The following is a 7,513-nucleotide window of genomic DNA, read 5'->3' as shown; positions in this document are numbered from 1 at the left end:
GGAGGAAACCCCTCCTGAGCCGGCCCTTTGTTCTGTTCCCCCGGCAGGATTCGAACCTGGTCCGCCACCCTCACCGCCACCGCAGGCGTCCTGGGCGCACGCCCTCGTCGGATCAGGTTCTGTGACGGGAATCATCTTCACAAAATCTACAAGTGTCATGCAAGGTTCCGCATAGTACTTCCGGGGCGTTCCGGCCCTGAGCGGTAAGTCGACTTTTACATACGCAAGTCGGTGATCATGGCCATCTCTGCAGACGGCATCGACATCTCCCCGTCCCGCCGCACCGCTCGCATGGTGAAGCGTCAGGCCGCCTGGAAGCCGGGCTTCCTGCCCTTCCTGGTCACCGCGGCCCTCGCCTACGCCTTCTCCTCCGCGCTGTACTCCCCCAGGGCGACCCTGATGGGCTGGGTGGTCACCGTCCTGTGGACGCTGCCCGTCGTCAGTTCGCTCGTCGGCGTCACCGGTGCCGTGCTCACCCGTCGCCGTATCGCCCGCCAGCGCGGCTGGACCAACGCCGATTTGGCGCTGCACGACCGGCTCGTCGTGCTCGTCCCGACCATCGGCCGGCACGACACCTACCCGGCACTGGAGCGGTCGGTGCTGTCGTACTGCGCGTTCCTGCCGCGCTGGTTCCCCGCGCTGCGCATCGACATCCTGACGGAGGAGGGCTGCGAGGCCGCCGACCGCATCGACGTCCTGGCTGCCCGCAGCCCCTTGATTCGCGTGGTCACCGTGCCGAAGGCCTACCGCACCCGCAACGGCACCCGCTTCAAGGCCCGCGCCAACCACTACGCCCACGAGCTGCGCATCGCCGAGGGCGAGGCCCTGGACGACGTGTGGGTGCTGCACATGGACGACGACACCGGCGTCGGCCCCGACACGGCCGAACAGGTCGCCCGTTTCATCAACGCCCAACGCCGCGCCGGCCCCGACGGCAAGCACCTGGCCCAGGGCATGCTGACCTATCCGCGCGAGAACGCCGTCAATCGCCTGACCTGGCTGGCCGACGCGATACGCCCTGCCGACGACATCGCTCGCTTCGCCGTCCTCACCGGCGGCGGTACTCCGCTGGCCGGGCTGCACGGCGAACTGCTGCTGCTCCGCGCGTCCATCGAGGCCACGATCGGCTGGGACTTCGGCCCGGACTCCATCTGCGAGGACGCCCACCTGGCCCTGGTCTTCGCCAGCCGCTACAAGGGTCGCAGCGACTGGTTCTCCGGCCGCAGCTACGGCGCGTCCCCCGCGACCATGCGGGACTTCCTCAAGCAACGAGAACGCTGGTCCTGGGGCCTGGTGGGTCTCGCCTTCAACCGCAGCCTGCCGCGCCGCTCCAGGGCCCTGCTCATGTACAGCGTGACGACCTGGGTCATGGGGCCCTTCCAGCACGTCGGCGTCGTCCTGGCGGTCGGCGCGCTGCTCGGCGACCTCAACACCTCGCCCGTCACGCCGTGGGTCCTGCCCCTGTGGGCGGTGACCATGGGCTACGCGGTCTGGATGTACTGGGAGGGCCTCAAGATCAACGCCTCGGTGTCGTCCAACGGCCGCCGTCTGTGGTGGGAGCCGATCGCGGTGGTGGCCCTGATGCCGTTCTTCGCGCTCTGGGAGGCGGCCGGTTCCTTCCGGGGGCTGCTGCGCTGTCTGCGCGGCGTGGAGAACCAGTTCGTCGTGATAGCGAAACCGGCCTGAGGGATGCGTACACCTCTTCGTGGCCCCGTCCGCCTGGTCCTCATGGTCCTCATGGCCGTCATGGCCCTCCTGCTGACGGCCGGGTGTGTCTCCCCGGGAGCCGGAGCCCCGGCGGCGCCGACCACAGCGCCCGCATCCGCGTCCGCGTCCGCGTCCGCGACCGGGAACCCGGCTCCGGCGCGGGTCGCCCGGCCCTGGCGGCGCGGCGACCCCCAACTCGGCGCGCAGGTGCTCTGGTACACCTACCCGGGCGAAACGGACTCGTCCGTGCGCACCAACGCACTGCGCCTGGTGAACTACATGGTCGGCAAGCACATGAACGCGATCTCGGTGACCCTGCCCTTCGCGACCGCCGGCCCCACGGCGAGCCGGGTCGGCGCCTCGGCCGCGACGCCCTCCCTACGGCACCTGGGGATGCTCATGGACACCGCGGCGGCGGCCGGGCTACGTATCACTCTGCGTCCGCTGCTCGATGAGCAGAGCCTGCTGGCCCAAGATCCCCTGGCCTGGCGCGGCTCACTCGCCCCTGCCGACAGGGCGGCCTGGTTCCGGTCGTACGAGGCCTTCCTCACGCCGTATCTCACCCTCGCGGCCCGCCATCACGCGAGCACCTTCGTCATCGGGGCGGAGCTGACCTCGCTGGAGGACGACCCGCGCTGGCGTTCGCTGATCGCCGCGGCACGCAAGTCGTTCCCCGGAGAGCTGTCCTACGACGCCAACTGGGACAACTACGTCGCCCGGCATGTCCCCGTCCCCGTCGACCACCTGGGCGTCGACGCCTACTTCCCCCTCACCGGGCTCGGCGACGACGCCTCCGTCGGGGAGATCGCCGACGGCTGGCAGCGCTGGCTCGACCGCAAGAGCACCGGAAAACTGCCCCGGATCATCCTGAGCGAGGTCGGCATCATCGCCGAGGACGGTGCCTATCGTCACCCGGCCGTCTGGAAGGGCGGGGGGAAGCTCAACCCCACGGTGCAGCAACGCTGGTTCGAGGCGGCCTGCCAGGTCGCCCGGGACCGGGACATGGCCGGCCTGTACTGGTGGAACCTCGACTTCCACGCCGACCCCGCGGCCGGCGCCCCCGCCGGCTCCCACACCTCCTTCCTCGGCCGCCCCGCCGAGGCCGTCATCACCTCCTGCTTCCGGACCTGGCCGAGATGAACGAAGAGCACGACTGGCATCAGCCGCCGAACCCGGCCGAGTCGTACTGGTACGAGTACGGTCCCCATCCCCATCCCCATCCCCATCCTCATCTCCATCCTCATCTCCACCCGCCGTCGGAGCGGGCGCATCCGATCACGTGGCCGGCAGCGGGCGTCGAGCTGGGACGGGCCGGGTTCGGAGGACCGGTCGACGGTGCTCCCCTCGCGGACGTCACCCGATTCCCCACACTGCTCGCCGGGCCTGTGCCCGGGGCCGAGCCGGGCCCGGTGGCGGCGCAGGGTTCCGGGCGGGAGGCGAGTGGGAGGCGGTTCTCCGCCGTGGACGGTCTGCGGGGCGCCGCTGTGCTGGCCGTTCTGTTGTACGACACCGGCATGGGCGGGCCGTATTTCTCCTGGAGCGGTGCGGGCATCGATGTCCTGCTGGTGCTGACGGGCTTTCTCACCACCCTGCCCCTGCTCCGCAGGGCGACGGCAACCGGCAGGACCGGCGTCGTCGGCTTCCTGGCCCGTAGGGCGAAGAGGCTGATTCCCGCCCTGCTGGTGTCGCTCGCCATGACGCTCACGGCCTGTTGGGCGCTCGGCTCTCCGCGCATCATCCGCGACCTGGCCCGGCAGGTTCCGTTGGTGCTACCCGGCCATGGGGGCTGGGCCGAGTGGGTGCACGGCCGACCACTGGGTGCCGTCCCCACGATGGACTCGCCGCTCGCTCCGCTGTGGTTGTGGGACATCACCGCACGTTCCGTGCTGACGTGGTCCCTTCTGCTGGCGTGCCTCTGCCTGCTCGCCCGACGCCGACTCGCCGCGGTGACATTGGTCGCCGCCCTGCTCGCCGGGGCGGCGACCGTCGCCGCGGCCCGCGGGGCGCTGCCCGGCCTCGGCGTCTTCACCGGCATGCAGACACTCGCCCTGCCGGCCGGTGCCGGTGCTGCCTGCCTCGTTCACCTGGCCGAACGCGGTGGCCGCGCGGTGTCCCGTCCGGCCGCCGTACTGCTGACGGCGACCGGCCTCGCCGCAGCGGCGGCCTTGGCGGTGTCGGCCGTCCTTCGCGGCGGAGGGCAGGGCGACAACCGGTACGTGGTCGCGGCCGTGCTGGGCGCCGCGCTGCTGACGGCAGTGCTCAGCAGCGACCGAGGCCCCCTGGCACGGCTGCTGTCGGGCGAGCTGCTCACCGAGATCGGCCGCATGTCGTACAGCCTCTTTCTGCTGCACCTTCCCGTGTACTGGCTGCTGCGGCGCGGCCAGCCCGACCTCAGCGCTCTCGGCCTGTTCCTGGTAGGGGGCGTGGTGACCTGGTTCCTGTCGCTGCTCGTCCACTACCTGCTCATCGAGCGCCTGGCCGCCCATCCCTGGCGTCGCGGGCGGGCGTCCCACTGACCCTCGCGGCATACGTGGCTTGACGACGGGCACGTACGCCCTGCAGAGGCTGACGCCGTAGCCGTGCCGAGGCTGGCGCCGTAGTCGTGCAGAGGCTGATGCCGTAGCCGCAGGGGCTGACGCCGTAGCCGTGCATCCGGAGAACGGCTCCCCGTCTGCTCAGGTCCGCTTGCGGAAGCGTGCCACCGCCAGCGGGGCGGTCACGAGGGTGATGCCGACCGACCATGCCAGCACGATCAGCACCGAGTGACCCGCGGGCCTGTCGTTGATCAGGTTCCGGCAGGCGTCGGCCAGGGCGGACAGCGGGTTGAACCGGGTGAAGGACTCCAGCCAGCCCGGCATCGTCGAGACCGGTGCGAAGATCGAGCTGCCGAACTGCAGCGGCACGGCCACCAGCGCGCTCACGCCCTGGGCCGCCTCGGTACTGCGCATGGTCATGCCGATCAGCATGGACACCCACACCATGGACATGCCGAACACAAGGATGAGGCCGTCCACGGCCAGCAGTTTGAGCGGCCCTGCGGGCACCCGCAGTCCCAGGAGCATGGCGACGTTGATCAGGACCGACAGCGACAGCACCGACCGGATGGTCTCCGCGATGAGCTTGGCCACCAGGACCGACGACGCGGCGATGGGCAGGGTCCTGAAGCGGTCCATCAGCCCGGTTTTGAAGTCGGCGTTCATGCCGGCGCCGACCGATGTGGCCAGTGTCAGGCTCAGGATGCCGAGCAGGCCGGGGATCATGTACTGGATGTATTTCTCCCGCGAGCCCGAGACGGCTCCGCCGAACACGTAGACGAAGAGCAGCGTGTAGAGAACCGGCATCAGCAACGAGTCGAACAGCGTGTAGGGGTCGGCTTTGATGCGGAGGAGATTGCGCCGGACGAGCGTGCCGGTGTGACGTAGATAGGCACGCGGCGCGATCCTTGAGCCGCCGCGAGGGGGAGGCGGCGCGACGGCGGGCGGCCTGACCTCTGTCGGCCTGACCGCCGTCGGCATGACCTGCGTCGGCATGACCTGCGTCGGCCTGACCTGCGTTGCGAGGATGGTCGGCCCGGGAGGCCATGCCCCTCGGGCCGGGGGTGGTGCCGGCTGCCGCCGGGGCTGTGTCCCGGGGCCCGCGCCGTTGCCCTGTCCGGTGAGGGCCAGGAACACCTCGTCCAGGCCGGGCCGGCGCGTGGTGATGCCGCTGATGCCGAAGCCTCTGCCGCCAAGGGTCCGTACCACGCCGCTGAGTTGTCTGTCGTCGAAGGCGGGGACCATCAACAGTCCTTCGGCGGGGTCGGTCCAGGCGTCCGCTATCCCCGCCTCGGACAGGCAGGACAACATGCTGGGCAGGTCCGCCGTGGTGAACGGGCGGACCTCCAGGATGTCTCCGCCCACCGCGGCCTTGAGCTCGGCCGGCGAACCGTGGGCGATCACCCGGCCGCGGTCGACCACCGTGAGTTCATGGGCCAGCTGCTCGGCCTCCTCCATGTACTGGGTGGTGAGCAGGACGGCGGTGCCCTCCTTGGCCAGGTCGTGGATCTCGTCCCACACCTCGTTGCGGGTGCGCGGGTCGAGCCCGGTGGTCGGCTCGTCGAGGAACAGCACCTGAGGGCGGCCCACCATGCCGGCGGCGAGGTCCAGTCGACGGCGCATGCCACCGGAGTAGGTCCGGGCGGGGCGGGCGGCGGCTTCGGTGAGCGAGAAGCGCTCCAGCAGTTCCACGGCGCGGACGCGGGCCCCTCTGCTGGGCAGATCCAGCATGCGGCCGATCATGTAGAGGTTCTCGAAACCGGAGAGTTGCTCATCCACCGACGCGTACTGGCCGGTGAGTCCGATGACGCGGCGCACCTGCCGGGGCCGGCGCCGGACGTCGAACCCGGCCACCCGGGCGTATCCGGCGTCGGCCTTGGCCAGGGTGGACAGCACGCGCACCAGCGTGGTCTTGCCGGCGCCGTTGGGGCCCAGTACGCCCAACACCGTGCCGTGGCGGAGGGCCAGGTCCAAACCGTTCAGGGCGGTGAGACCGCCGTACTGCTTGACCAGGCCGTGTGCCTCGACAGCGAGATCGGCGGAGGCGCCGAAGCCGTAGGGGTGCCATGTCATGGTCAGGAAGTACCTTTCACTGCCGTGCCCTCATCCGGTCGGGCACCCTCTGTCAGGGGGTGGGGCGTGCACGCACGCCCCACCCCTACCGCTCATCCCCACGACCGGATGGCGGCGTCTCGGTGTTCAGCAGAAGCCGTAGGGGTTGCTCTGGGTCCCCTTGGGAGTGCCTTCGAGGACGACCTTGTACACGTCGGCGGCATCCGTCTCGATGTCGCCGTCCCACGAGCCGTCCAGCAGTACCTCGAGTTCGTCGATCACGGTGAGTGTGTTCATGTGGCGCTCCGTCTCATGGGGCAACAGGTGGTCAGTTGACGGCCGAGGGCCGGTGGTCAGGGGACGGCCGAGGGCCCTCACGGACCGTGCGGCAGCGCCCCCCGGAAACATGATTCGGGTCGGTGATCGGCCGCGTCCTCGGTGATGAGCGCAGTTACGGCACGCGGCACGGCGCACTGCCCGAAGGGGCAGACCTCTCGCTCCGCCGGGCGGTCCTGGCGCTCAAGTGCCGCTGGACCACAGAACGGTGTTCCCGTAGCGGACGGTCGCCTTACCGTCCCTGCCCAGAACCAGCTCAGCGCCGTCGTGACCGTCGGTGCGTGTGGACCATGCGGTCGTCATGTCGGAGGTGTAGACGACCAGGTTCCCGTCCGCCTGGAAAACGGTCTTGGCGCCGCGCCCGACGGTTCCGGACTGCCAGCGTGGCGTGCCGTTCCGGTCGTAGATCACCAGGTTGCCGTCTCCCTGGAGGGTCATGGTCATCCGGTTCGTGGACCAGGACTGCCCGGGCAGCAGGACGCTCGTACCCCTGATGACGGTCTGGGTCCCCTGCTGGGCCCCGTCACCTGTCGGGGACGGCTTCTCGGTGACGGACGAAGGGGGTGAAGCGGGGGAAGGCTGTGAAGGGGGCGAAAGGGGTGAGGGGGATGAGGAGGGTGAGGGGGGTGCACCCGCGGTCGTCGCGAGGGGAGTGTCGAAAGCGGCCGAGGCACCGAAGTCGCGTGCGGCTGTACCTGGCGACTCACGATTCCTGGCGCCCGGGCCCGACTGCCGAGACGGGGCGGTGGTGTTCTCCCCGTGCCCGGACCGGCCCGGGGGCGGCGAGACGGAGGGACCCGCGGTGGCGGTGGAAGGGCTCGCGGTGGTTGTTCCGCCGCCTCCCGTCAGCAGGAAAGGTGCGCCGACCAGCAGGAGACCGGCCA

At 70.3% G+C, this 7,513-nt stretch carries 6 protein-coding genes and 1 pseudogene; 3 read left to right on the top strand and 4 right to left on the bottom strand.

Translation table 11 applies throughout. From position 1 onward, the window contains the following. Positions 1–237 precede the first annotated feature (237 nt). The 3 genes from ACFU53_RS07185 to ACFU53_RS07175 are packed head-to-tail and all read left to right on the top strand — an operon-like array spanning position 238 to position 4,223. The gene (locus ACFU53_RS07185) at positions 238–1,686 is read left to right on the top strand and encodes a glycosyltransferase family 2 protein (RefSeq protein ID WP_383986954.1); all 1,449 of its coding nucleotides are present in this window, start codon (positions 238–240) and stop codon (positions 1,684–1,686) included. Between the two features lie 3 nt (positions 1,687–1,689). Continuing rightward, a complete protein-coding gene (locus ACFU53_RS07180; protein ID WP_383986951.1) occupies positions 1,690–2,847 on the top strand; it encodes a glycoside hydrolase family 113 in 1,158 nt (385 codons plus the stop codon). Then, positions 2,844–4,223: an acyltransferase family protein gene (locus tag ACFU53_RS07175; protein ID WP_383986948.1), complete on the top strand. Its 1,380-nt coding sequence runs from the start codon at positions 2,844–2,846 to the stop codon at positions 4,221–4,223. Before ACFU53_RS07180 ends, ACFU53_RS07175 begins: the two co-directional genes overlap by 4 nt. A 159-nt stretch (positions 4,224–4,382) precedes the next feature. Here the strand turns inward: ACFU53_RS07175 and ACFU53_RS07170 are convergent, their stop codons facing one another. The 4 genes and pseudogenes from ACFU53_RS07170 to ACFU53_RS07155 form a co-directional block, all read right to left on the bottom strand. Beyond that, positions 4,383–5,222, bottom strand: a complete 840-nt coding sequence (locus tag ACFU53_RS07170; protein ID WP_383986969.1) for an ABC transporter permease — start codon at positions 5,220–5,222, stop codon at positions 4,383–4,385. A gap of 132 nt (positions 5,223–5,354) precedes the next feature. Next, positions 5,355–6,314: pseudogene (locus tag ACFU53_RS07165) on the bottom strand (ATP-binding cassette domain-containing protein); the annotation flags it as partial. Positions 6,315–6,440: 126 nt separating this feature from the next. Then, positions 6,441–6,590: a hypothetical protein gene (locus ACFU53_RS07160; protein WP_383986945.1), complete on the bottom strand. Its 150-nt coding sequence runs from the start codon at positions 6,588–6,590 to the stop codon at positions 6,441–6,443. Between the two features lie 222 nt (positions 6,591–6,812). After that, entirely contained in the window at positions 6,813–7,067 is a 255-nt protein-coding gene (locus ACFU53_RS07155) for a hypothetical protein (protein WP_383986942.1), read from the bottom strand. Between the last annotated feature and the right edge of the window lie 446 nt (positions 7,068–7,513).

The organism is Streptomyces sp. NPDC057474, from assembly GCF_042802555.1.
GTDB lineage: Bacteria > Actinomycetota > Actinomycetes > Streptomycetales > Streptomycetaceae > Streptomyces.
Note: the sequence above shows the minus strand (reverse complement) of the source record. Positions and strands in the feature narration are given on the sequence as shown.